Genomic DNA, 21,365 nt, shown 5'->3' on the forward strand with positions numbered 1-21,365 from the left:
GCGATGACGCCCGCGTCGCGCGCGCAGTCGCCGCCGAGGATTCTGGTCGCCGGAATCGGCAACATCTTCCTCGGCGACGACGGTTTCGGCCCGGAAGTGCTGCGCGCGGTGGCGTCCGCCCCGCTGCCCGACGGTGTCCGCGCGGTCGACTACGGCATCCGCGGGATGCACCTGGCCTACGACCTGCTCGACGGCTGGGACGCGCTGGTCCTCGTCGACGCGGTTCCCGACCGCGGCCGGCCGGGCGAGATCCGGGTGTTCGAGGTCGATCCGGACGACCCCGGCGCGGCCCCACGCCTCGACGCGCACGGCATGGATCCGGGGGCGGTGTTCGCGAGCCTCGCCGCGCTCGGCGGACGGCTTCCGCGCACGGTCGTCGTCGGCTGTCAGGCGGCGTGCGTCGACGAGGGGATGGGGCTGTCCGCGCCGGTCGCCGCGGCGGTGGACGGCGCCGCCGACGAGGTGCTGGCGGTCGTGTCCGGGTTCGCTGCGGCGGCGGTCGGTGGTCCGGTCGACGAGGCGGAGGGCTGAGCGATGTGCCTGGGAATCCCTGGTCGGGTGGTCCGAATCCTCGACGGCTACGGCGGCCAGCTCGCGCTGGTCGACGTCGAGGGGAAGGAGCGCAAGGTCAACATCGGGATGCTCGAGGACATCGTGCTCGCACCCGGCGACTGGATCGTGATCCACATGGGATTCGCGGTGGAGCGCGTCGACCGGGAAGGCGCGGAACGGGCCATGGCGGGTCTGGAACTGATGGGCCGTCCGCGGGAGCCGCGGGTCGACGGAGACGGGGCACCGTGACGGCCGAGGCGTTCACCGACCGGGCCACGAAGCAGCGGCACCGGGTGACCGTCCGTGGGGTGGTGCAGGGCGTCGGTTTCCGGCCATTTGTCGCGCGGCTGGCCCAGCGGCTGGGCCTCGCCGGGCACTGCGGCAACGACGAGGTGTGCGTCTTCATCGAGGTCGAGGGTCCGCCGGATGCGCTGGCGGAGTTCGCGATCGGGCTGCGTCGCGATGCACCCCCGCTCGCGGTGGTGGTGGACGTGACCGTCGAACCGTCGGTACCTCGCGGGGACGACGGGTTCCGGATCGTGCCGAGCCTGCACACCCCGGGGGCCCGGACCCTCGTCCCGCCCGACGTCGGGATCTGCGCCGACTGCGCGCGGGAACTGGCCGACCCCGCCGACCGGCGGTACCGGCACCCGTTCGTGAACTGCACCAACTGCGGGCCCCGGTTCACGGTCGTCACGGACCTGCCGTACGACCGGCCGGCGACCACGATGGCGCGGTTCCCGATGTGCCCGCGGTGCGCGCGGGAGTACGCCGACCCCGCCGATCGCCGGTACCACGCGCAGCCGATCTGCTGCCCCGACTGCGGACCGCGGATCCACGCCGAGACCGACGGCGGCCGCATCGACGGCGACGACGCCGTCCTCGAGCGGGTACAGCGGGAGATCGCGGCGGGCGGCATCGTCGCGATCAAGGGCATCGGGGGATTCCATCTGGCTTGCGACGCAACCGATCCCGACGCCGTGCGGCGACTGCGGGAGCGGAAGCAGCGTCCGGCCAAGCCGTTCGCGGTGATGGCGGCGGACGTGGAGGCCGCGCGCCGCGTGTGTCACGTCGGTGCCGCGGAGGCCGACGTGCTGGGCAGCGCTGCCCGACCGATCGTGCTGCTGCGCAGCAAGGCCCGCTCCGAGGTGGTGGCCGAGGTCGCGCCGGGACTCGACGAGATCGGGATCCTGCTGCCCTATGCGCCGCTCCACCACCTGTTGTTCACCCCGGTCCCGGGCAGCGACGTCCGGCCGCCGCGGCTGCTGGTGATGACGTCGGGCAATCTCGGGGGCGAGCCGCTGTGCTTCGACAACGCCGACGCGCGCGAGCGACTGTCCGGGATCGCGGACGTGTTCCTGATGCACGACCGCGACATCGCCGTGCCGTGCGAGGACTCCGTGCTCACGGTCGTCGACGGCACCGCGTCCCCGATCCGGCGCTCCCGCGGGTACGCGCCGCTGCCCGTGCTGCTGGACCGTCCCGGCCCGACCGTGCTCGCGGTGGGTGCCGAGGTGAAGAACACCTTCTGCCTCACCCGGCAGGACTTCGCCTTCTGCTCCGGACATCTCGGCGACATGGGGAGCCTGGAGAGCCGACACGTATTCGACGACTCCGTCGCGCAACTGTCGGCGCTGCACGGCGTCCGCCCCGACCTGGTCGTGGCCGACGAGCATCCGGGGTACTCGACGCGGAACTGGGCCGAGGAGTTCAGCGAACGCGAAGGCGTCGACCTGCGCACGGTCCAGCACCACCACGCGCACGTTGCTTCGCTGGTCACGGAACACCGGATGGCGGGGACGCCGCTGCTGGGGGTCGCCTACGACGGCACCGGCTACGGGTGCGACCGCACCGTGTGGGGCGGGGAGATGCTGCTGATCGGGGAGGATCTCCTCGACGCCGAGCGCGTCGGACACCTGCAGCCGTTCTCGCTGCCCGGCGGCGACGTCGCGGTACGCAACCCGGCCCGCGTCGCATTGGCACTGCTGCACGAGGTGGGCCTGGACACCGCGGCCGCATCGGAACTGCCGTCCCTGCGCGCGATGGCGTCGAACGAACGCGGGCTGGTTGCAGCGCAACTCGACTCCGGATTGGGTTGCGTCCGGACGACGAGCGTCGGCCGGCTCTTCGACGGCGTCGCGTCGATGCTGGGAGTGCGGCACCGGGTCAGCTACGAGGCGCAGGCCGCGGTGGAACTCGAGGCCCTCGCCCGTACCGCCGGCGTCCCCGCGGCGATCGAGATGCGGATCGAGGACGGCGAGCTGAAGCTCGCGGAGCTGGTGGGTGGACTCGTGGCGGGACTGTGTGCGGGGATCCCGGTGCCGGAGTTGGCCTTCGGCTTCCACTGTGCGCTGGCCGCGGCCACCGCGAGCCTCGCCGCCGATGTCGCGCGGCGGGCGGGAGTGGCGACGGTGGGCCTGACCGGTGGGGTGTTCCAGAACCGGTTGCTGACCGCGCTGGTCCGGGTCCGCCTGGAGTCCGCGGGGCTGCGCGTCCTCACGCACCGGACGGTGCCCGCGAACGACGGCGGACTGTCGCTGGGGCAGGCCGCGCTGGGACTGGCGACGCTCGCGCGTCGCGCACGGAACGATCCGATCCACGAGGTGGGGCGATGACGACGAGTGACACGACGGTCGAACTGATCGGTCGGGAGCTGTCCGCTGACCTGGCGGCCGCGGCGCTGGCCCTGGCGCGTCGATTCCAGGCGGGCGCCACGCTGTGGGTGGTCTCGCCGCAGTGGGAACCGCACGCACACCACGTGGCGGTCGAGTTCGTCCACCCGGTGATCATGGGGAAACGGGCCCTGCCGTCCGTCTCGCTCGTCGAACCCGACCCGGTGGCGCAGTGCCGCGTCGCGACCCGGCCCGGCGACGTGATCCTCGCGGTGGCGTCCGCCGACCAGCCCCAGGTGCGGGACATCATGCGGCGGGCGCCGGCGTGGGGCGCGGACACGATCTGGATCGGCTCGGGTCCGCGGCCCGGCCCCGGCGCCGCCACCCACGTCCTGTGGGTGGACTCCGACGATCCCATGGTGCCCGCGACCGGACGGTTCGTGCTGATGTACCACCTGCTGTGGGAGCTGACGCACGTGTGCTTCGAGCATCCCGGGCTGCTGCAGACACCCGCCGACGCGGACGCCGACTGCGTCGACGACGTGTGCGTCACGTGCAGTGACGAGGGCCGGCTCGCGGAAGTCGTGTCCGCGCCGTCGAATCCGCAGGGCGGCGTGCTGGTTCGGACCGCGAGCGGCGAGGAGTGGATCGACACGACCATCGTCGGCGACGTCGGGGCCCACGACCTGCTGCTGGTGCACGGCGGTGCCGCGATCACCCGTCTCGACCCGAGCGAGGAGGTACCGCGATGACCGGTGCGACCCCCGTCCCCGAGGGAACGGATTTCCTGTACCCGTTCATCGACGCCCACGAGGAGGGCGCCGGGGCCCTGCTCGACGACCTCGCCGCCTCCGCGCGCAGCAAGGCCGCCGAAAGTGCTCGGCTGCAGCGGGACTCGACCACCGAGTGGGGCGCCGGCATCGCGGAGGCCGGACGCCGGATGGCGGAGCGCTTCGCCCAGGGCGGCCGGCTCTACACGTTCGGCAACGGCGGCAGTTCCACCGACGCGGCCACCCTCGCGTCGCTGTTCAGCCGTCCGGCGCGGGGCCGGCCCGTCGCGGCGTGGTCGCTCGCCGCCGACCAGGCCGTGGTGACGGCGCTCGGCAACGACGTCGGCTTCGACCTGATCTTCTCCCGGCAGATCATCGCGCACGCGGGCCCGCACGACATCGCGATCGCCCTGTCGACGTCGGGGAACTCCGACGACCTGATGATCGCACTGACGGAGGCCCGGCGGCGCGGTCTGCTCACGATCGGATTCGCGGGACACGACGGCGGCCGGATGGCGGTGAGCGACGACCTCGACTACTGCTTCACGATCCGATCGCAGAGCATCCACCGCATCCAGGAGAGTCACGCGCTCGTCGGCTACCGGCTCTGGAGCGCCGCACAGGAACACATGAACAGACCGGACGGACCCGCCACCGACAGCCAGGAGGATTGACGGATGGAACCTACGACGGCCGCCGAACGCGAGGACCGGGTCCTCGACCGCATCGCGTCGTTCCGCAAGCGCCGGCCCAGGCTTCTCGAGGACGTCGTGACGCTCGCCCACGGCGCGGGCGGGAAATCGTCGGCGGCGCTGGTCGATTCGGTGTTCGTCGAGGCGTTGCGCAATCCGCAGCTCGAGCAGCTCGGGGACGCGGCTGTGCTGACGCTGCCGGCGGGGGAACGGATCGCGTTCTCGACCGACTCGTTCGTGGTGCAGCCCCTGCAGTTCCCGGGCGGGTCGATCGGGAACCTCGCGGTGCACGGCACCGTCAACGACCTCGCCGTGGCCGGCGCGCGGCCGTTGTGGCTGTCGGCCGCGTTCGTCATCGAGGAGGGCTTCGAGATCGCGTTGCTGCGCGAGATCGTCCGGGACATCGCGGATTCCGCCGCACAGGCCGGGGTGCACGTGGTCACCGGCGACACCAAGGTCGTCGGCAAGGGCGCGGCCGACGGCGTCTACATCTGCACCGCCGGTGTCGGTGCCCTGCCGGTCACCCTCCGGCTGGGACCCGAGTACGTCCGACCCGGCGACCGGGTACTGCTGTCGGGCACGATCGGCGAACACGGCATGGCCGTGATGCTCGCGCGCGGCGAACTCGCGATCGAGGCCGACATCCGCTCCGACACCGCGCCGGTCAACGGGCTCGTCCACGCGCTGCTCGAGGCGGCACCGTCGACGCGCTGGATGCGCGACGCGACCCGCGGTGGTGTCGGCACGGTCTGCAACGAGCTGGCCCAGTCCACCGGGCTGGCGGTGGTGCTCGACGAGGAGTCACTGCCGGTGCTGCCGCAGGTGTCGGGGGCGTGCGACCTGCTGGGTATCGATCCGCTGTACGTCGCCAACGAGGGCAAGTTCGTCGCGGTCGTCGCCGCCGAGGAGGCCGACGCGGCGCTCGCGGCGCTGCGGGCGTGCCCGGGCGGCGAGCAGGCCGCCGTGGTCGGGGAGGTGCTGGCCGAACCGGAAGGCATCGTCGCGTTGCGCACCGCGTTCGGCGGCAGCCGGATCGTGGACATGCTGGTGGGGGACCCGCTGCCGCGAATCTGTTGAGCGAGAGGAGGAAACGACATGTGTCTGGGCATTCCCGGCCAGGTGGTGCGGATGGTCGACACCGAGCAGCACCTGGCGAAGGTGGACGTCAACGGGGTCCAGCGGACCATCAGCGTGCGCCTGCTGGCGGACGACGGCCTCGTGGTGGGCGACTGGGTCCTGGTCCACGTGGGCTTCGCGATGGCGAAGATCGACGAGGCCGAGGCCGCACTCACCCTCGACCAGGTCCAGAAGATGGGCGCCGACTACGAGAACGAGATCGACGCGTTCCATTCCTCGCGCATCAACTGACGCCGGGGCACAAGGAGGTTGCAGCATGAAATTCGTGGACGAATTCCGCGACCCGGCGGCGGCCCGCGCCCTGGTTCGCTCGATCACCGAACTCGCCGGCGACGACGAGTTCAAGTTCATGGAGGTGTGCGGCGGCCACACCCACACCATCTATCGGCACGGCATCGAACACCTGCTGCCGCCGTCGGTGGAACTCGTGCACGGTCCGGGGTGCCCGGTGTGCGTGATCCCGATGGGCCGCGTCGACGACGCGATGTACCTCGCCGAACAGCCCGACGTCATCTTCACGACGTTCGGCGACATGATGCGGGTGCCCGGATCGCGCGGCAACCTCATCGAGGCGAAGGCCCGGGGCGCGGACGTGCGCTTCGTGTACTCGCCCCTCGACGCCCTCAAGATCGCCGTCGACAACCCCGACAAGCAGGTGGTGTTCTTCGCGGTGGGCTTCGAGACCACCGCGCCGTCCACCGCGGTGACACTGGTGCGGGCCCGGCAGATGGGCGTGACGAACTTCAGCATCTTCTGCAACCACGTGACGATCGTGCCGCCGATCAAGGCGATCCTCGAGTCCCCGGACCTGCGACTCGACGGCTTCCTCGGACCCGGACACGTCTCGACGGTGGTGGGACTGCGGCCGTACCGGTTCGTCCCCGAGGTGTACGGGAAGCCGATGGTGGTGGCGGGGTTCGAACCGCTCGACATCCTCGCGTCGGTGCACATGCTGTTGCAGCAGATCCGTGAGGGGCGCTGCGAGGTGGAGAACCAGTACATCCGCGTCGTGCGACCCGAGGGCAACACGCAGGCACTGAAGCTGATGAGCGAAACCTTCGCGCTGCGTCCGCATTTCGAATGGCGGGGACTCGGGTTCATTTCGCAGAGCGCGCTGAGGATCCACCCCGACTACGTCGAGTTCGACGCCGAGGAGCGCTTCTCGATGCCGGGCGTCCGGGTGGCCGATCCCAAGGCGTGCCAGTGCGGCGAGGTCCTCAAGGGCGTCATCAAGCCGTGGGAGTGCAAGGTGTTCGGCACCGCCTGCACACCCGAGACCCCGATCGGGACCTGCATGGTCTCGCCCGAGGGTGCGTGCGCCGCGTACTACAACTTCGGTCGGCTGCACCGGGAGACGGCGCTGCTGGTGGGGCGGAGACCCGAGTGAGCGGCCGGGCCGGCCGGACCCTGTTCGCGCGGTACGCGTACGCGCCCAACGCGCTCGGGTACTGCGGTCCCGCCGGATCGGTGCTCGAGACGGTCGCGTGCGGGGGCGTGGGAGCCGACGTCGGCGGCGTGGACGCGGCGGCACGACAGTTCAGCGGCGCGTGGCCGTATCAGGAACTGCTCGCCGAACAGTCCGGGGTGGACGACGCCCTCGACGAGGCCGTGGTGCGCGGCTACTGGACCGGCAACGAGCTGACCGCGGCGGTGGACCGGGAACGGTTCGGCCGGGCACTGCTCGACCGCCTCGGCGCGCGCGCCGGACACTACTGGAAGTACCTCACCGACGACCTGCTGCCCGAGGTCGCACCCACCCACGCCTTCCACGTGTTCGGTGTGTATCCGTGGACGCGACTACTCGGCACCGGTATGCCCCAGCCGCTGCACGTCCTCGACTCGTGCCGCATCCGCAACGGCGTCGTCGTCGAACTGCGGCCCGACACCGCGGTGGTGCGGTCACGAGGGCTCCAGTTCGACGGCGTGAGGCTGATGCTGGGGCCGCTCGAGGACCGACCCGCCCGTCGGCGCACGGCCGCCGGTCCGTTCGTGCCGGATCTGCGGGTGGGCGATCGCGTGGCCGTCCACTGGGACCTGGTGTGCGACCGGCTCGACGCCGATCAGGCGGGCAGCCTCGAGCACTGGACGGACTGGCAACTGACGCAGACCAATCCGCGCCTGGCCGCCGAGTTCACGCGTCCCGCATCCGATCCCGCAGTGACTCCGTCGCGGGAAGCGTGAACCCCCACGGCAGCTCGAGGCGGTGCGCGGCCAGCAGGTCCGGATCCCCGAGGACACGGTCGATGCGGTCGTCCGCCACCAGTCGGCCCTCGTCGAGGATCACCGCGCGCCGGCACAGCTGCGCGGCGTACGGCAGATCGTGCGTGACCAGGACCAGGGTGGTCTCGAGGCGCCCGAGCACCTCCGCGAGTTCGCGGCGCGCGACGGGATCGAGGTTGCTCGACGGCTCGTCGAGCACGAGCACGTCGGGTCGGCACGCCAGGACCGTCGCGAGCGCGACCCGTCGCCGCTGGCCGCCGGAGAGGTGACCGGCGCTGCGGTGCGCGTGCTCGGCCATGTCGACCTGTGCGAGCGCGTCGGCCACACGCCGTTCGAGTTGAACTCCGCGGACCCCGAAATTGGCGGGCCCGAAGGCGACGTCCTCGGCCACCGTCGGCATGAACAGTTGGTCGTCGGGATCCTGGAACACCACCCCCACGCGGCGGCGAATCTCGCGCAGGTTCTTCCGGTCCACGGCGAGGCCGCCGATCCGCACCGAGCCCGCGGTTGCGGAGAGCACCGCGTTGAGTTGGAGGATCAGGGTGGTCTTGCCGGCGCCGTTGGGGCCGAGGACCGCAACCCGCTCGCCGTCCGCGACCGCGAGGTCGATGCCGTCGAGCGCTCGTCGACCGTCCGGATAGTCGAAGACGAGTCCGGCGGTCTGGATTGCGGGAGTGGGCATCTCACACCATCCACGCCGTAGTCGCGATCGCCACCGCGCAGGCGGCGGGCGCGAGCGCGGTGCACCAGTCGCGGCGCCCGGCCGGCGTCGCGGACAGCGGGACCGTCCCGGTGAACCCGCGCGAGAGCATCGCGAGGTGCACGCGTTCGCCACGTTCGTAGGCGCGCAGGAACGTTCCGCCCACGCCCCGCGCGGCGGCACCGACCTGGTGCAGGGTGCGGGGGTCGTCGCCGCGTGAGACGCGGGCGATGCGCATCCGGTCGATCTCTCCCGCAAGGAGATTCACGTAGCGGAGCATGAGCGTGGCCACCGTGACGACGACGCCGGGCAGATGCAGCCGGGACAGTCCCGCAGGCAGGGAGCGCATCGGAGTGGTGGCCGCGAGCGTCAACGAGACCAGCACGCCCAGGGTGCCCTTGACCAGGATGTTCCACGCCGCGAGCAGGCCGGGCACCGACAGGGACAGGCCCAGGACCGTCACGCGGTCGCCGGATTCCGCGAACGGCAGCAGCACCGCGAGCACCACGAACGGCAACTCGATGAGCATGCGTGGCGCGATCCAGCGCAGCGTGATGCCGGCGATCCGCCACACCACGAGCAGGATGAGGAGATACAGCCCGAACGCCCAGAAGGCCTCCCGCGGCGTCGCCACGACGGCGAACACCCCGACGAACGCCGCCAGGATCTTCACCTCGGTGGGCAGCGCGTGCACCGGTGACGCGCCTTCGAGGTACAGCGGGTGGGTGTGCGACCCGGACACGTCAGGGTCCCCGGCGGCGAGCGATCGCCCGGAACAGCAGCCCCGCCACGACGAATACCGCAACCACTCCGAGCGCGCCCGCGACCCCGGTGAGCGCTGCGTTGCCGTGGATCGAGTAGCCGGCGAAGGGCGACGACGACAGGTGATGATCGGTGGCGTTCTGGGCGATGCAACTGCCCTCCAGTTGCTCGCCACCGTCGGTCTCGACCACCTCGCAGCCTCGCAGTGTCGCCGAGTCCAGCCCGTCGGGGCTCGAGCTGGCGAAGTACGACAGGATTCCCGCGATCAGCAGGGCGGCGACGGCGAACCCCACCAGGAACCACGACTTCCTTCGCGCGATGGTGCTCACGTCGACGGCACCTCCTCGGTTCGTGCGGGTTGCGCCCGCAGGAGATACACGAGGTCCGGTCGCGCCCGCGCGACCGCGACCACCGTGAACGCCGTGATGATGCCCTCGCCGACCCCGATGAGCGCATGGGTGCCGAGCATGTACGCGGCGACCGTGTGCAGCGACGTGACCGCCGACCCGCCGATCGCATACTCGACCACGAACATCGAGGACGCGAGAACCGTTGCGCACCAAGCTGACACGAACGCGAGTGCGCCGATCCCGCCGTCGCCCCGGCGGGCCAGAAGCGGGCGCAGGGCCACGGCGACGGCGTAGCCGACCGCGGTCCCGACCAGCGCCATGTTGGTGATGTTGGCGCCGAGCGCGGTGAGACCGCCGTCGGCGAACAACAGGGACTGGACGGTGAGCACGATCGAGATGCACAGCGCGCCCGTGTACGGCCCGACCAGGATCGCGGCCAGCGCGCCGCCGAGGAGGTGCCCGCTCACGCCGGGGAGGATCGGGAAGTTGATCATCTGGACGGCGAAGATGAAGGCGGCCACCAGGCCCGCCATCGGCGCGGTCCGCTCGTCGAGTTCGGTTCTGGCGCGCCAGATCGCGACGCCGACGCCCACGACCGCGACGGCCCAGAACAGCGCAGAGGTGGGGGCGTTGATGATCCCGTCGCTCATGTGCATTGCGACGACATCGGTTTCGACAGCCGGTTCGATAGCCACACTGCCCTCCCGAGGGCTGGGGAATCGTCGCGGCCAAGTCTATCGGGACATGTGAACAGCTGAACAGTCTTTCCGGAATGGTCCGGTTCGTCGGTCGCTGCCCCGCACGCCGGGCACTACCTGGGGCGCAAGAGGAGGAAGGCGGACAACACCGCGGCCAGGGTCAGCGCCAGCACGCGCGCGGTGTCACGGAGCGAGACTCCGATGACAAGGGCGAGGGCCGCGGGACTGATCGTCGCGAGCACGGCGCACAGGATCAGGACGGCGCGCTTGGCGCGTTCGCTCGAAACCCCGGTCGGTACGGGCGGGGCATCCTCCTGGATTGTGGGGCGGTCGTACGTCTTCGTGTCCATTCGGCGCGACTTTCGATCGTCGGGTTGTCAGAGCTTCTGCTTCGTTTCTCTCGGAAATCACCGTAACCATGCGTGCAAGCCCGTCCGGTGCAACCGCATTCGCTTCCGAAACTCGAAAGGCTGACGACGGGGTCGCGATGTGTCCCGTGGGGTTCGTGTGACTCCGATCCGGGACCGATCCGGGACCTTCTGCCCTGGATCGGGACGGGGATCTTGTGCGCAACAGCGGCGAATCGGCGCGTCGAAAGAGACGGATCTCATACCGCCCGGAGGTCGCCCGAGGGCTCGTCTCCGGGCTCGGTCAGTCCCGACTCGTCGATCGCGAGTCGCCGGGTGATGCCGATGTCGCGCAGGAACTGGCGGTCGTGGCTGACCACGATCAGTGCGCCGCGGTACTCGTTGAGCGCCTGCACCAGGTGGGCGAGGCTCGGCAGGTCGAGGTTGTTCGTCGGCTCGTCGAGCATCAGCAGCCGCGGCGGCGGGTCGGCCGCGAGGAGCATCGCCAGTGCCGCCCGTAGCCGTTCGCCACCGGACAGCGTCGCCACCGGGGCGTCGGCCTCGGTGCCGCGGAACAGGAACCGGGCCAGGCTGCCACGGATCTGCTCGGCGGTGGCGTGCGGCGCGGCGGCGGCGACGTTCGCCGCCACCGACTCGGTGTCGTCGAAGATGTCGAGACGCTGGGGGAGAAGGGCGAATGGGACCTTCGTGCCGTGCTCGGCGATCTCGTGGAGCAGGGTGGTCTTCCCGGCGCCGTTGCGTCCGATCAGGGCGATCCGTTCGGGACCGGTGACGGCGAGATCGAGAGTCTGCCCGCTGCGCAGGCGCGCCTCCTCCAACCCGACCACCTGCTGTCCGGGGAACACCGCGGTGTCAGGCAGGTCGATGCGGATCTCGCGGTCGTCGCGCACTCGGTCCTGTGCCTCGGCCAGAGCGCGCTTGGCGTCGTCGAGTTTCTCCATGTGGTTTCCGCGGAGCTTGCCGGCCGACTCCTGGGCGGCGCGCTTGCGCAGACCCATCACGATCTTCGGTTCCCTCTTGTTCTCGAACATCTTTCGGCCGTACCGCGCGCGGCGATCGAGCTTGATCTGCGTCTCGACGAGTTCGCGGCCCTGCTTGCGGACGTCGCTGCGGGCGTCGCGGACCGCGGCCCGTGCGGCCTCCTGCTCGGCCTCGACGGCCTCCAGGTAGTCGGTGAAGTTGCCGCCGAACGTGCGAATTCGCCCGTCGCGCAGTTCGGCGATGGACTCCATCGCCTCGAGTAGGCCCCGGTCGTGGCTGACGACGAGCACGGTGCCGGGGAACTGCCGGACGGCCGCGGCGAGAAGATCGCGACTCGCACCGTCCAGGTTGTTGGTCGGCTCGTCGAGCAGCAGGATGTCCGGCTCCCGCAGCAGCTGTGCGGTGAGACCGAGCAGAGTCGTCTCGCCGCCGGACAGTTCGCCCACCGTGCGGTCGAGATCGGTGACGTCGGCGACGATGTGCTGCAGTCCCAGCCGGTGCAGCGTCGACACCGCGCGTTCCTCGATGTCCCATGCGGAACCGACGGTCTCGAAGTCCGCATCCGTCCCGGAGCCGGATTCGATGCGCGCCAACGACTGTCGGATGTCGACGATCCCGAGGACCGTGTCGACGCGCACACACGGATCGAGCGTCAGATCCTGCGGGAGGTACGCGACGGTGCCGTGGGTCGTGACCGAGCCGCGGGTGGGTTGCAGCCGACGGGCGATCAGCTTCAGCAGCGTGGACTTGCCCGAGCCGTTGAGGCCGACCAGACCGGTGCGGCCCGAGCCGATCACGGCGTCGAGGCCGTCGACGACCGGCGTCCCGTCGGGCCACGAGAAGGTGAGGTCGGACAGGGCGATGGACGTGGAGGGGTGGGCCATGTGAAAGCTCCTGGAGGTAGGTTGCGTCGCGCAGACGCATGCGAACAGCACACGTCGCGCACTGGCGCGGAATCACCTCTACAGGAGCAAGGGCCTCTCCGATCTGACGGAAACAACAACGACGAACACGGTATGACGGGTTCAACCCGGGCGCAACCGGATTATTCCGCGCACGGTTGAGCGGAACGGTTCCGCGTGCCTGCTCGTCCGGCGATCATGGAATGTGCATGCGGGTACTCGACCCCTCCGAACCGGGAGACGCCGATGACGGTCACCGACGAATACCTCGAGAACAACAAGCGCTACGCCGAGAGCTTCTCGGGTCCACTGCCGTTGCCGCCGAGCAAGCACGTCGCCGTCGTCGCGTGCATGGACGCGCGACTCGACGTCTACCGGATCCTCGGACTCGGGGCGGGCGAGGCGCACGTGATCCGCAACGCGGGCGGCGTCGTCACTGAGGACGAGATCCGTTCCCTCGCAATCAGTCAGCGCCTGCTCGGCACGCGCGAGATCATCCTCATCCACCACACCGACTGCGGCATGCTGACGTTCACCGACGACGAGTTCAAGCGTGACCTCCAAGACGAGACCGGTATCAAGCCGGCGTGGTCCGCCGAGTCGTTCCCCGACGTCGAGGAAGACGTCCGGCAGTCGCTGCGCCGGGTCGCCGCGAGCCCGTTCGTCACGCTCACGGAATCGTTGCGCGGCTTCGTGTTCGACGTCGCGACCGGCCGGCTGACCGAGGTCACCCTCGAGTGACCGCTGTCGCCTCGTGGGCCTAGATCTGTGGCCCCTCCGAGCGCAGGTCGTCGACCTTGCTCATCGCCTCGCGTAGTTCGGCGAGCCACTCCTCGCTGTGTTTCCCGGCGAGCTTGACCGTCCATTTCAGCGCGTCGGCCCGGGACCGCGCGACGCCGGCGTCGACGAGGGTGTCGAGGACCTTGCGCTCGGGCTGGCGCAGTCGTGTCATCACGGGAACGGCGAGGTGCGTGAACAGGATTCGCCGGTCGCCGATCGTCACGCTCCAGGCGACCTTCCGCCCGTAGCGGGCCTCGGCCTCGTCGGCGATCTGCATGCGCTGGGGCCTGGTCGTCTCCCGGAACCGGGAGACGCGTCCGGCGGCGGCGGCCTCCGAATCCTCGGTCTCGCCGGCTTCGACCGGGGCCAGTTCGCCGGTCACCACGATCTCGTCGCGGTCCACCTCGACGGTGACGGGCCCGGTGAACCAGTCGTCGGGGAGTCTGCCCGCGAACCAGTCCGCGGCGTCCGAGGCATCCGGCACGTCGGCCTGCATCCATCCGCCGGGTCGACCGAATCCATGGCCGTATCCATGGCCGTGTGCTCTTCTCATGATCGTCCTCCTCGGGTCGATCTGCTTGCACTGATTACATGATTACTCCGTTCGAGGAGGAGTGCCACCGGCCTGCAGGTCTGTTTTCGCGAGGTGAAGTTCCAGCAGGAGACGGAGCTGGGCGTGCGCGTCGGCGAATGGCCGGCTCGACTCGAGCGCGCGGCTCTGCACGATGGCGCCTTCGATCACGGACAGGAGAACCCCTGCCGTGGAGCGCGCGGTGGGTCCTTCGATTCCGGCCGCCACCATCCCGTCCGTGAGCCGGTTGGTCCAGTCGTCGAACGCCTGGCCGGCGGCGGACTGGACCGCGGGGTCCAGTTCGTCCAGCGCGGCCGCCATCATGAACGAACCCAGGCGATACTCGCTGGACTCGAGTGGTTCGAGCCAGAATGCGAAAAGCTCGTCCAGCCACTGCGCCACCGATGGCGTGCTCGCGAGCTTGTCCGCCATCACGGCGACGTGCGAATACACCACTCGCGACACGATCCGGGCCGCCGTTTCGACGAGTTGGCCCTTGCCTTCCGGGAAGTGCTGATACAGCGAGTTGCGCGACGCGTTGCTGCGTTTGAGCAACTCGGTCAGCCCGGCGGCGTGCACCCCGTACTCCTGCACCACGGCGATCGTGCTCGTGAGTAGTCGAGCTCGCGGGCGTGGGGCGGTCATGTGGGTTCCTTCCGGGCTTGTATGAACCGATTGGTTCAGGTTAGATCGAGGTCATGTGAACCGATCGGTTCATATGGAGAGGATGCCGTGCCCGCCCCCATCGCCACAGCCAGTCCCGTCGCTCACGCAGCCCTTCTGGGTCTCGGGGTGTATCGGCCCCGACGCGTCGTGCCCAACGCGGAGATCGTCGACCGGATCGACTCGTCCGACGAGTGGATCCGGACGCGTTCCGGAATCACCGCCCGTCGCTGGGCCGACCCGGACGAGTCCATCGTCGCTATGAGCGTCGCGGCCGCGCGTGACGCGCTCGCCGCCGCGGGTCTCGCGGCAGAGCAGATCGACGCCGTCGTCCTGGCCACGTCCTCGCAGATGGTGCTGGGGCCGTCGGCAGGGGCGGTGGTGGCCAGCGAACTCGGCATGCACGACACCGCCGCCTACGACATCTCCGCCGGCTGCGCGGGCTTCTGCTACGCGCTCGGCAACGCCGCGAGCCTCGTCCGCGCCGGGCAGGCGCGGCACGTCCTGGTTATCGGCGTGGAGCGCCTGTCCGATCTCCTCGATCAGACCGACCGGACCTGCGCGTTCATCTTCGCCGACGGTGCCGGTGCGGTCGTGGTGGGCCCCGCCGACGCAGAGGGCATCGGGCCCGTCGCGTGGGGCTCGGACGGCAGCCAGACCACGGCGATCAAGCAGGACAAGGACTTCCAGCAGTACTTCGCCGAGGTTCAGGAGAAGGGTGCGGACGCGGAACGGCCGTACATCCGGATGAACGGTCAGGCCGTGTTCCGCTGGGCGGTGACCTTCCTGGAGAAGGCGTGCCGTGATGCTCTGGAGAAGTCCGGAATCACGGCCGACGACCTGGACGCCTTCGTGCCGCACCAGGCCAACAGCCGCATCACCGACGCCCTGATCCGGACGCTCGGGCTGCCGGACACCGTCGCGGTGGCCCGCGACATCGTCGAGACGGGCAACACCAGCGCGGCGTCGATCCCGATGGCGATGGAACAACTCCTCAGGTCAGGCGGTGCGAAGCCCGGCGACACCGCGCTGTTGCTCGGCTTCGGTGCCGGATTGGCCTATGCCGGACAGGTCGTCCGGCTACCGGCCATCAGCTGAGCCACCGGGCGCGGCGCCGGCGGCGCCGCGCCCGCCGTGTCGGGCATCATCGAGGGCATGGCTGCTCAGTGTCTTCGGTCCCGCACGAACCTGATCGTCCTGGCCACCGCGTCCGCTCTGGTGCTGGCCGGATGCGGAGGCAGCGACCCGTCCCCGGAGCAGCGGTTCGCCGCCGCGCTCGCGAGCGGCGACGTCCGGACGGCCGCCGATCTCACGACGGACCCGGCCGCGGCGTCGTCCGCGATCACCGCGATGTTCGACGGTCTCGCCGCGCAGGGGCACAGCTTCACGGTCTCGCAGGGCGGTGATTCGTTCACCCTCGACGCGGACTGGGACCTCGGCGACGGGAAGGAATGGCGCTACTCCACCGAAGGCAAGGTGGTAACCGTCTCGGGTGAGCAACGGCTTTCGTGGGATCCAGCATTGCTGGTGCCCGGCCTCGACGCCGACTCGACGGTGCAGTTCACCCCGACGACGGGAAAGCCGCCGCAGGTGCGGGCGAGCGACGGTCGGCCGATCATGACACAGCAGGTGGTCACGCTCGTGAACCTGCAGCCGTCCGCGGATCCCGCCGTGGTGGCACCTTTGCTCGCCCCGATCGTCCCGACGATCACCGCCGAGTCGCTGCGCGGCGACCTCGCGAAGGCGGACGGCAAGCCCGTCACGGCTGTCACGTTGCGCGAATCAGACATCGCGCCCATCCGGGCGCGGCTGGCGGCGATCCCGGGCGTGGAGCTGGTGGACCAGGCTCGCCTGCTCACCGTCGACAAGGCGCTGGCGTCGCCAGTGTTCGCCGACCTCGCCAACCTCTGGCAGGAGGGGCAGGACGCGTCGGCCGGGTGGGCGGTGCAGATGGTGCAGTCGAACGGAAGCACGCACCGACTCGCCGGGCAGGACGGCACCCCCGCCCCCAACATCGACACCACGCTGGACCTGAACCTGCAGACTGCCGCCGAGAACGCACTCGCGGGCATCGCGCAGCCGGCCGCGATCGTGGCACTGCGGCCGTCGACCGGCGCGGTCCTCGCCGTCGCGCAGAACGCGCCCGCCGACGCGCAGGGGCCGATCGCCCTCACCGGCCTGTACCCGCCCGGGTCCACCTTCAAGACGGTCACGACGTCGGCGGCGCTGCAGGCCGGGAAGGTCACGCCCGACACCGTGCTGCCGTGCCCCGGCACAGAGAACGTGGAGGGGCGACAGATCCCCAACGACGACAACTTCGACCTCGGCTCGGTCCCGCTGCACACCGCCTTCGCGCACTCGTGCAACACGACGATGGCCCGGCTCGCCGTCTCGCTGCCCGCCGACGCGCTGCCGCGGGCCGCCGAGCAGTTCGGTCTGGGCGTCGACTACGTGACTCCGGGGCTGACGACGGTCACCGGAACCGTCCCACCCGCAGAGACACCCGCCGCGCGCGTGGAGTCGGCGATCGGTCAGGGGGAGGTGACGGCGTCGCCGTTCGGGATGGCGCTCGTCGCGGCGTCCATCGCCCACGGGTCGACGCCGGCCCCGACGATGGTCGTCGGCCGGCCCGGGACGGCCGACCGGACCGTCGCCCCGGCACCCGCCGACGTCGACGACGAACTGCGCGCGATGATGCGCGAGACGGTAACGGACGGGACCGCGAGGATTCTCGCCGATCTGCCCAACCTCGCGGGCAAGACGGGCACCGCGGAGTACGGTGATGGCAAAGACTCACACGGATGGTTCGTGGGCATCGACGGAGATCTGGCTTTCGCGGTTTTCGTTGCGGGAGCGGATAGTTCGGGACCTGCGTTGGATGCTGCCGGTCGATTCCTGCGGTAGGTCCGCGCGGTCCACGTCGCTGCTCGCGGGGTAACGGGGAGGTATCGGAAAGTCGCGCCGGTGGCGCAATCGTGACTTCTTCGTAGGCGATCCGTGCTTGTTACGCAAGTGACAAACGGGAGGATTGTGGCCATGGGTTTCAGAGCGTCGCCCCGCGTCCGGCGCAGCTGTGCGATTGCCCTGCCGCTCGGCCTGGTGGCGGTGCTGGCCGCCGCTCTCGTGTCCTGTGTCGGTCAGAAGTCCGATGCGAGTGCGCAGTCGGTGGTCTCCGGATTCGTCGAGGCCCTCAACAACCGGGACGCCGAGGCCGCCGCCGCGCTCACGTCGTATCCCAACGCGGCCGAGGAATCCATCCAGCAGATGTTCGACGGGCTCGACGCCAAGGATTCCCAGTGGACCCTCGCCCAGTTCATGGAACTCAACGGCGATTCCGGGTTCTTCACCGCCGACGCCGCGTGGAACTTCGGCGAGGGGAAGGACTGGAGCTACTACGTCGACGGCGGCGTCAAGAAGCTGTCGGTCGGCTGGCGTGTGTCGTGGGATCCCACGCTCCTCGCACCGGCGCTCGGACACGGCAGAACGGTTCGGTACAACCGTACCGATGCGGCGCCGCCGCGCGTGTTCGACGGCGCCGGTCAGCCGTTGATGGCGGAGCAGACGATCAACGCGGTCACCCTCGATCCGGCGTCGATGCCGGACCCGGTCGCCAGCACCGACCGTGTCGCGAAGGCCCTCGAGCCCGTCGCCCCGCTCGTGACCGGGGACTCGATGCGCCAGGAGCTCGCCGCGAAGCCGGGGGAGAAGGTGGTCGCAGTCCTGTTGCGCGACCAGGACTACCAATACTTGGAGAAGGATCTCGCCGGCATCCCGGGTGTCGTGATCGACAAGCAGCCCAAGCTCATCACCACCGACCGCCGGATCGTCACGCCACTGCTCGATCCGCTGCGCACGGTGTGGCAGATGAACCGCGATGCCACCGCCGGCTGGGCCGTCAACGTCGTCGAACCGGACGGCGCGGTGGAGCAGCAGGTGGGCTACCAGGGGCCGCCCGGGCCGGACATCAAGGCCACCCTCGACTCGGGGTTGCAGCTGGCCGCCGAGAACGCGGTCGTGAGCGCCGGCACCCCGGCCGCGATCGTCGCGATCCGCCCGTCGACCGGAGCGGTTGTGGTTGCTGCGCAGAACAATCAGGCGATCGACCAGGGCCCCGTGGCCTTCACCGGGCTGTACCCGGCCGGCAACTCCCTGGACCTGGTGCGGCAGGCGGCGGCCGCGCAGGCCGGGGTCGAACCGGGGAAGGTGAGCGACGACGACCTCGAGCGCGCCGGACGACAGCTCGGCATCGGACTGCACTACGACATGCCGGGACTCGACCCCGAGACCGCGGTGCTGACGGCGTCGCAGTCGGGCGTCGACCAGGTCATGCAGTCGAAGAACGGAACCGAGCCGCAGGTCAGCCCGTTCGGGCTCGCGATGGTGGCGGCGTCCGTCGCGCGTGGCAGCGCCCCGATGCCGATGATCGTCGAGGGGCAGCAGGCCACCGCGAAGAACGTCGAGGACGCACTGCCCGCCAACGTGACCGAGCAGCTGCGAACCGCCATGCGCGACAACGTGCAGAAGGGTCCGGCGTCGTTCCTCAAGCAGTACCCTGACCTGATCGGGATCGCGTCGGGCAACGACACCGATCGCTGGTTCTTCGGTTCCCGCGGCGACCTCGCCTTCGCGGTGTTCGTCGCCGACGCCGACGGCGGCGACCGGGCGCTCAAGATGACCGACCTGCTGATGCGGGAAATGGCGAAGCCCGTCGAGCGGTGAGCGTGGCCCCCTCGCCGGTCGTCGCTACCGGTCGTTGGGCGCGGGTGGCCTCGTGAATACGGTGTGGGTATGACTTCGGACTCGGTACCTGGCTCCTGGCGGCACTACGAGGCGACGACACTGCCCGGGCCGTTGGTCGCGGCGCTGGAGATGTTCGCCGAACGTGGGTACGAAGGGGCGTCGATCCGCGAGGTCGCGGCGCGCGCGGGATTGTCGGTACCCGGGCTGTACCACCACTACCCGTCGAAGCAGGCCCTGCTGGCGGGTCTCATGCGCGTCGTCATGTCCGACCTGCTCGACCGCACCCGGCGCGCGCTCGCCGAGGCCGGTCCCTCGCCGAGTGAGCAGTTCGACGCCGTCGTCGAATCGTTGCTGCGGTTCCACATGTTCCGGCGCGAGCAGGCGTTCGTCGCGTCGACCGAGATGCGCAGCATGGAACCGGAGGTCCGCACGGAGTACGTCGGCATGCGCGACGATCAGCAGCGGATCCTCGACACGATCGTGGAGGCCGGGGTGGACGACGGCTCCTTCCGTACGCCGTATCCCGACGACGCGAGCCGGGCCGTCACGACCATGTGTGTCGCGGTGGCGAGTTGGTACCGCCCCGACGGCCCGCTGACGCCCGACGAGTTGGTGGAGCGCTACCTCGAGATCGCTCGGGGAGCTGTCGGCGCGGACTGAGCCTGCGGTGGGTCAGTTGCGGGAGCTTCTCCGCCAGTGGGTGAAACGGTCCTTGATGTCGGCCGCGACATCGCCCACACCCTGGCCGACAGCGCCGACGGCGTCGCCGAGCCCGCTTCCGACGTCCCGTAGCGTGCGGATCAGCGGGTCGTCCGACTGGTCGAAATTGTCCTTGTAAGTCTTTGCCGCGTTGCGGAACTCGTCTCGGATGCTGGCGTCGTCGTCGGTCGAGCGATGCGGGTACTCGCCGCGCAGGACCCGCGCGTACTCGCCGCCGTCGACCCAGCGCTTCAACTCCGCCGCCCGCAAGACCGAGAACGGGTGCGACATGAGCTCGATGTTGAGTAGCTTGAGCACGCCGTCGCGCAGGTCGCCGCTCGCCTCGTACTCGGCGGCCTGCGCGAGGAACGCGTCCGGGTCGATCTCGCTGACCCGTGCACCCCCCGCCAGCTTCATCTGCACCCGCAGCGCGGTGTGGACGTCCTGGCCGCACAGCAGTCCGGCGCGGTCGGCGGACAGCTCGGACTTGCGCTGCCACTCCATCAGCCCCGCGATGATCCCGCGAAGTGCCCACCCGCCGATCGGAACCCAGCCGATGGTGCCGGCCAGCCGCATCAGGTGCAGCAGAATCGTGCGGTACACGGCGTGCCCGGACAGGGCGTGGCCCAGTTCGTGGCCGACGACGAAGCGCTGCTCCTCGTAGTTCATGACGTCGAGCAACCCGGTCGTCACGACGATGAACGGCTTGTCCATCCCGATGGTGAACGAGTTGACCGCGGGCGACTGCAGGACGAACAGCTCGGGTGTCTCGTCGGCGCCGAGGATGCGGACGCAGTCCCGACGGAGTTCGTCGAGATCGGGGAACTGACGTTCGTCCACACGGATCGCCGTGGCCAGGTACATCAGCCGGTGCTGGCGCTCCCGCAACAGTCCCGACAGGGTCCGCAGGATGGTGTCGAACCCCCTGAGCGACCGCAGGGTCACCAGTGCGGCCCGGTCGGCGGGGTGCTCCCACGCGCGAGAGCTGATCCCGGGAAACTCGACCCGCGTGCGGTCCGGACTCGTGGTCACGTCGGCTCCTTGTCGAAGACGGTGGTCGTCGGCGACGGGTATCTGGCGGGCCCGCCGAGACCGATAATAGCGACCGACTGGTTTCTATTGTCCGAATGTCGTCGGTCGGGGCTCGCGTGCGGTGGCCCGGGCCTTG

General features: G+C 70.0%; 23 protein-coding genes. 14 read left to right on the forward strand and 9 right to left on the reverse strand.

Going from position 1 to position 21,365, the window contains the following annotated elements:
* Positions 1-3 precede the first annotated feature (3 nt).
* The 9 genes from ABI214_RS16925 to ABI214_RS16965 are packed head-to-tail and all read left to right on the forward strand — an operon-like array spanning position 4 to position 7,944.
* Entirely contained in the window at positions 4-531 is a 528-nt protein-coding gene (locus tag ABI214_RS16925; protein WP_348603676.1) for a hydrogenase maturation protease, read from the forward strand.
* 3 nt (positions 532-534) lie between these two features.
* Complete coding sequence (locus tag ABI214_RS16930; protein ID WP_348603677.1) at positions 535-801, forward strand: HypC/HybG/HupF family hydrogenase formation chaperone; 267 nt, start codon at positions 535-537, stop codon at positions 799-801.
* Complete coding sequence (gene hypF / locus ABI214_RS16935) at positions 798-3,167, forward strand: carbamoyltransferase HypF (RefSeq protein WP_348603678.1); 2,370 nt, start codon at positions 798-800, stop codon at positions 3,165-3,167. The genes ABI214_RS16930 and hypF overlap by 4 nt, the downstream gene beginning before the upstream one ends.
* Complete coding sequence (locus tag ABI214_RS16940; RefSeq protein WP_348603679.1) at positions 3,164-3,916, forward strand: hydrogenase assembly protein HupF; 753 nt, start codon at positions 3,164-3,166, stop codon at positions 3,914-3,916. The genes hypF and ABI214_RS16940 overlap by 4 nt, the downstream gene beginning before the upstream one ends.
* Complete coding sequence (locus ABI214_RS16945) at positions 3,913-4,608, forward strand: D-sedoheptulose-7-phosphate isomerase (protein ID WP_348603680.1); 696 nt, start codon at positions 3,913-3,915, stop codon at positions 4,606-4,608. The genes ABI214_RS16940 and ABI214_RS16945 overlap by 4 nt, the downstream gene beginning before the upstream one ends.
* Positions 4,609-4,611: 3 nt before the next feature.
* Complete coding sequence (gene hypE / locus ABI214_RS16950; RefSeq protein ID WP_348603681.1) at positions 4,612-5,703, forward strand: hydrogenase expression/formation protein HypE; 1,092 nt, start codon at positions 4,612-4,614, stop codon at positions 5,701-5,703.
* An 18-nt stretch (positions 5,704-5,721) separates the two neighbouring features.
* The gene (locus tag ABI214_RS16955) at positions 5,722-5,994 is read left to right on the forward strand and encodes a HypC/HybG/HupF family hydrogenase formation chaperone (RefSeq protein ID WP_348603682.1); all 273 of its coding nucleotides are present in this window, start codon (positions 5,722-5,724) and stop codon (positions 5,992-5,994) included.
* Positions 5,995-6,019: 25 nt separating this feature from the next.
* A complete protein-coding gene (gene hypD, locus ABI214_RS16960; RefSeq protein WP_348603683.1) occupies positions 6,020-7,150 on the forward strand; it encodes a hydrogenase formation protein HypD in 1,131 nt (376 codons plus the stop codon).
* Complete coding sequence (locus ABI214_RS16965) at positions 7,147-7,944, forward strand: DUF6390 family protein (protein WP_348603684.1); 798 nt, start codon at positions 7,147-7,149, stop codon at positions 7,942-7,944. The genes hypD and ABI214_RS16965 overlap by 4 nt, the downstream gene beginning before the upstream one ends.
* On the opposite strand, the gene ABI214_RS16970 is transcribed toward ABI214_RS16965, so the two are convergent.
* The 6 genes from ABI214_RS16970 to ABI214_RS16995 form a co-directional block, all read right to left on the reverse strand.
* Positions 7,895-8,665, reverse strand: a complete 771-nt coding sequence (locus tag ABI214_RS16970) for an energy-coupling factor ABC transporter ATP-binding protein (RefSeq protein WP_348603685.1) — start codon at positions 8,663-8,665, stop codon at positions 7,895-7,897. The two genes, ABI214_RS16965 and ABI214_RS16970, sit on opposite strands and share 50 nt — an antisense overlap.
* 1 nt (position 8,666) lies before the next feature.
* A complete protein-coding gene (gene cbiQ, locus ABI214_RS16975; RefSeq protein WP_348603686.1) occupies positions 8,667-9,425 on the reverse strand; it encodes a cobalt ECF transporter T component CbiQ in 759 nt (252 codons plus the stop codon).
* A 1-nt stretch (position 9,426) separates the two neighbouring features.
* Entirely contained in the window at positions 9,427-9,774 is a 348-nt protein-coding gene (locus ABI214_RS16980) for a PDGLE domain-containing protein (RefSeq protein WP_348603687.1), read from the reverse strand.
* Positions 9,771-10,451: an energy-coupling factor ABC transporter permease gene (locus ABI214_RS16985; protein WP_348611699.1), complete on the reverse strand. Its 681-nt coding sequence runs from the start codon at positions 10,449-10,451 to the stop codon at positions 9,771-9,773. Before ABI214_RS16985 ends, ABI214_RS16980 begins: the two co-directional genes overlap by 4 nt.
* A 155-nt stretch (positions 10,452-10,606) precedes the next feature.
* Complete coding sequence (locus ABI214_RS16990; RefSeq protein WP_348603688.1) at positions 10,607-10,843, reverse strand: hypothetical protein; 237 nt, start codon at positions 10,841-10,843, stop codon at positions 10,607-10,609.
* Between the two features lie 257 nt (positions 10,844-11,100).
* Positions 11,101-12,726, reverse strand: coding sequence for an ABC-F family ATP-binding cassette domain-containing protein (locus ABI214_RS16995; RefSeq protein ID WP_348603689.1), 1,626 nt, complete (start codon positions 12,724-12,726; stop codon positions 11,101-11,103).
* Between the two features lie 264 nt (positions 12,727-12,990).
* Here ABI214_RS16995 and ABI214_RS17000 point away from each other — a divergent pair, with 264 nt between their 5' ends.
* Complete coding sequence (locus ABI214_RS17000) at positions 12,991-13,485, forward strand: beta-class carbonic anhydrase (RefSeq protein WP_348603690.1); 495 nt, start codon at positions 12,991-12,993, stop codon at positions 13,483-13,485.
* A gap of 19 nt (positions 13,486-13,504) precedes the next feature.
* Here ABI214_RS17000 and ABI214_RS17005 read toward each other — a convergent pair whose 3' ends face one another.
* The gene (locus tag ABI214_RS17005) at positions 13,505-14,077 is read right to left on the reverse strand and encodes a hypothetical protein (RefSeq protein WP_348603691.1); all 573 of its coding nucleotides are present in this window, start codon (positions 14,075-14,077) and stop codon (positions 13,505-13,507) included.
* Between the two features lie 42 nt (positions 14,078-14,119).
* The gene (locus ABI214_RS17010) at positions 14,120-14,740 is read right to left on the reverse strand and encodes a TetR/AcrR family transcriptional regulator (RefSeq protein WP_348603692.1); all 621 of its coding nucleotides are present in this window, start codon (positions 14,738-14,740) and stop codon (positions 14,120-14,122) included.
* Between the two features lie 87 nt (positions 14,741-14,827).
* On the opposite strand from ABI214_RS17010, the gene ABI214_RS17015 reads away from it, so the two are divergent.
* The 4 genes from ABI214_RS17015 (at position 14,828) to ABI214_RS17030 (ending at position 20,158) form a co-directional block, all read left to right on the forward strand.
* Entirely contained in the window at positions 14,828-15,856 is a 1,029-nt protein-coding gene (locus tag ABI214_RS17015) for a beta-ketoacyl-ACP synthase III (protein ID WP_348603693.1), read from the forward strand.
* A 57-nt stretch (positions 15,857-15,913) separates the two neighbouring features.
* Positions 15,914-17,662 (forward strand): penicillin-binding transpeptidase domain-containing protein, encoded by a 1,749-nt coding sequence (locus tag ABI214_RS17020; RefSeq protein ID WP_348603694.1) that lies wholly within the window; start codon positions 15,914-15,916, stop codon positions 17,660-17,662.
* Positions 17,663-17,794: 132 nt separating this feature from the next.
* Positions 17,795-19,477: an NTF2-like N-terminal transpeptidase domain-containing protein gene (locus tag ABI214_RS17025; RefSeq protein WP_348603695.1), complete on the forward strand. Its 1,683-nt coding sequence runs from the start codon at positions 17,795-17,797 to the stop codon at positions 19,475-19,477.
* A gap of 69 nt (positions 19,478-19,546) precedes the next feature.
* Positions 19,547-20,158 carry a TetR/AcrR family transcriptional regulator gene (locus tag ABI214_RS17030; RefSeq protein ID WP_348603696.1) on the forward strand — a complete coding sequence of 204 codons (612 nt, stop codon included), beginning with the start codon at positions 19,547-19,549 and terminating at the stop codon, positions 20,156-20,158.
* Between the two features lie 12 nt (positions 20,159-20,170).
* Here the strand turns inward: ABI214_RS17030 and ABI214_RS17035 are convergent, their stop codons facing one another.
* Positions 20,171-21,229: a M48 family metallopeptidase gene (locus ABI214_RS17035; protein WP_348603697.1), complete on the reverse strand. Its 1,059-nt coding sequence runs from the start codon at positions 21,227-21,229 to the stop codon at positions 20,171-20,173.
* Between the last annotated feature and the right edge of the window lie 136 nt (positions 21,230-21,365).

Source organism: Prescottella soli, assembly GCF_040024445.1.
GTDB lineage: Bacteria > Actinomycetota > Actinomycetes > Mycobacteriales > Mycobacteriaceae > Prescottella > Prescottella soli.

Coding starts and splice junctions, on each gene's coding strand:
- ABI214_RS16925 (WP_348603676.1), top strand. CDS start 4: ATGACGCCCGCGTCGCGCGCGCAGTCGCCGCCGAGGATTCTGGTCGCC.
- ABI214_RS16930 (WP_348603677.1), top strand. CDS start 535: ATGTGCCTGGGAATCCCTGGTCGGGTGGTCCGAATCCTCGACGGCTAC.
- ABI214_RS16940 (WP_348603679.1), top strand. CDS start 3,164: ATGACGACGAGTGACACGACGGTCGAACTGATCGGTCGGGAGCTGTCC.
- ABI214_RS16945 (WP_348603680.1), top strand. CDS start 3,913: ATGACCGGTGCGACCCCCGTCCCCGAGGGAACGGATTTCCTGTACCCG.
- hypE (WP_348603681.1), top strand. CDS start 4,612: ATGGAACCTACGACGGCCGCCGAACGCGAGGACCGGGTCCTCGACCGC.
- ABI214_RS16955 (WP_348603682.1), top strand. CDS start 5,722: ATGTGTCTGGGCATTCCCGGCCAGGTGGTGCGGATGGTCGACACCGAG.
- hypD (WP_348603683.1), top strand. CDS start 6,020: ATGAAATTCGTGGACGAATTCCGCGACCCGGCGGCGGCCCGCGCCCTG.
- ABI214_RS16970 (WP_348603685.1), bottom strand. CDS start 8,665: ATGCCCACTCCCGCAATCCAGACCGCCGGACTCGTCTTCGACTATCCG.
- ABI214_RS16985 (WP_348611699.1), bottom strand. CDS start 10,451: ATGCACATGAGCGACGGGATCATCAACGCCCCCACCTCTGCGCTGTTC.
- ABI214_RS16990 (WP_348603688.1), bottom strand. CDS start 10,843: ATGGACACGAAGACGTACGACCGCCCCACAATCCAGGAGGATGCCCCG.
- ABI214_RS16995 (WP_348603689.1), bottom strand. CDS start 12,726: ATGGCCCACCCCTCCACGTCCATCGCCCTGTCCGACCTCACCTTCTCG.
- ABI214_RS17000 (WP_348603690.1), top strand. CDS start 12,991: ATGACGGTCACCGACGAATACCTCGAGAACAACAAGCGCTACGCCGAG.
- ABI214_RS17005 (WP_348603691.1), bottom strand. CDS start 14,077: ATGAGAAGAGCACACGGCCATGGATACGGCCATGGATTCGGTCGACCC.
- ABI214_RS17010 (WP_348603692.1), bottom strand. CDS start 14,740: ATGACCGCCCCACGCCCGCGAGCTCGACTACTCACGAGCACGATCGCC.
- ABI214_RS17020 (WP_348603694.1), top strand. CDS start 15,914: ATGGCTGCTCAGTGTCTTCGGTCCCGCACGAACCTGATCGTCCTGGCC.
- ABI214_RS17025 (WP_348603695.1), top strand. CDS start 17,795: ATGGGTTTCAGAGCGTCGCCCCGCGTCCGGCGCAGCTGTGCGATTGCC.
- ABI214_RS17030 (WP_348603696.1), top strand. CDS start 19,547: ATGACTTCGGACTCGGTACCTGGCTCCTGGCGGCACTACGAGGCGACG.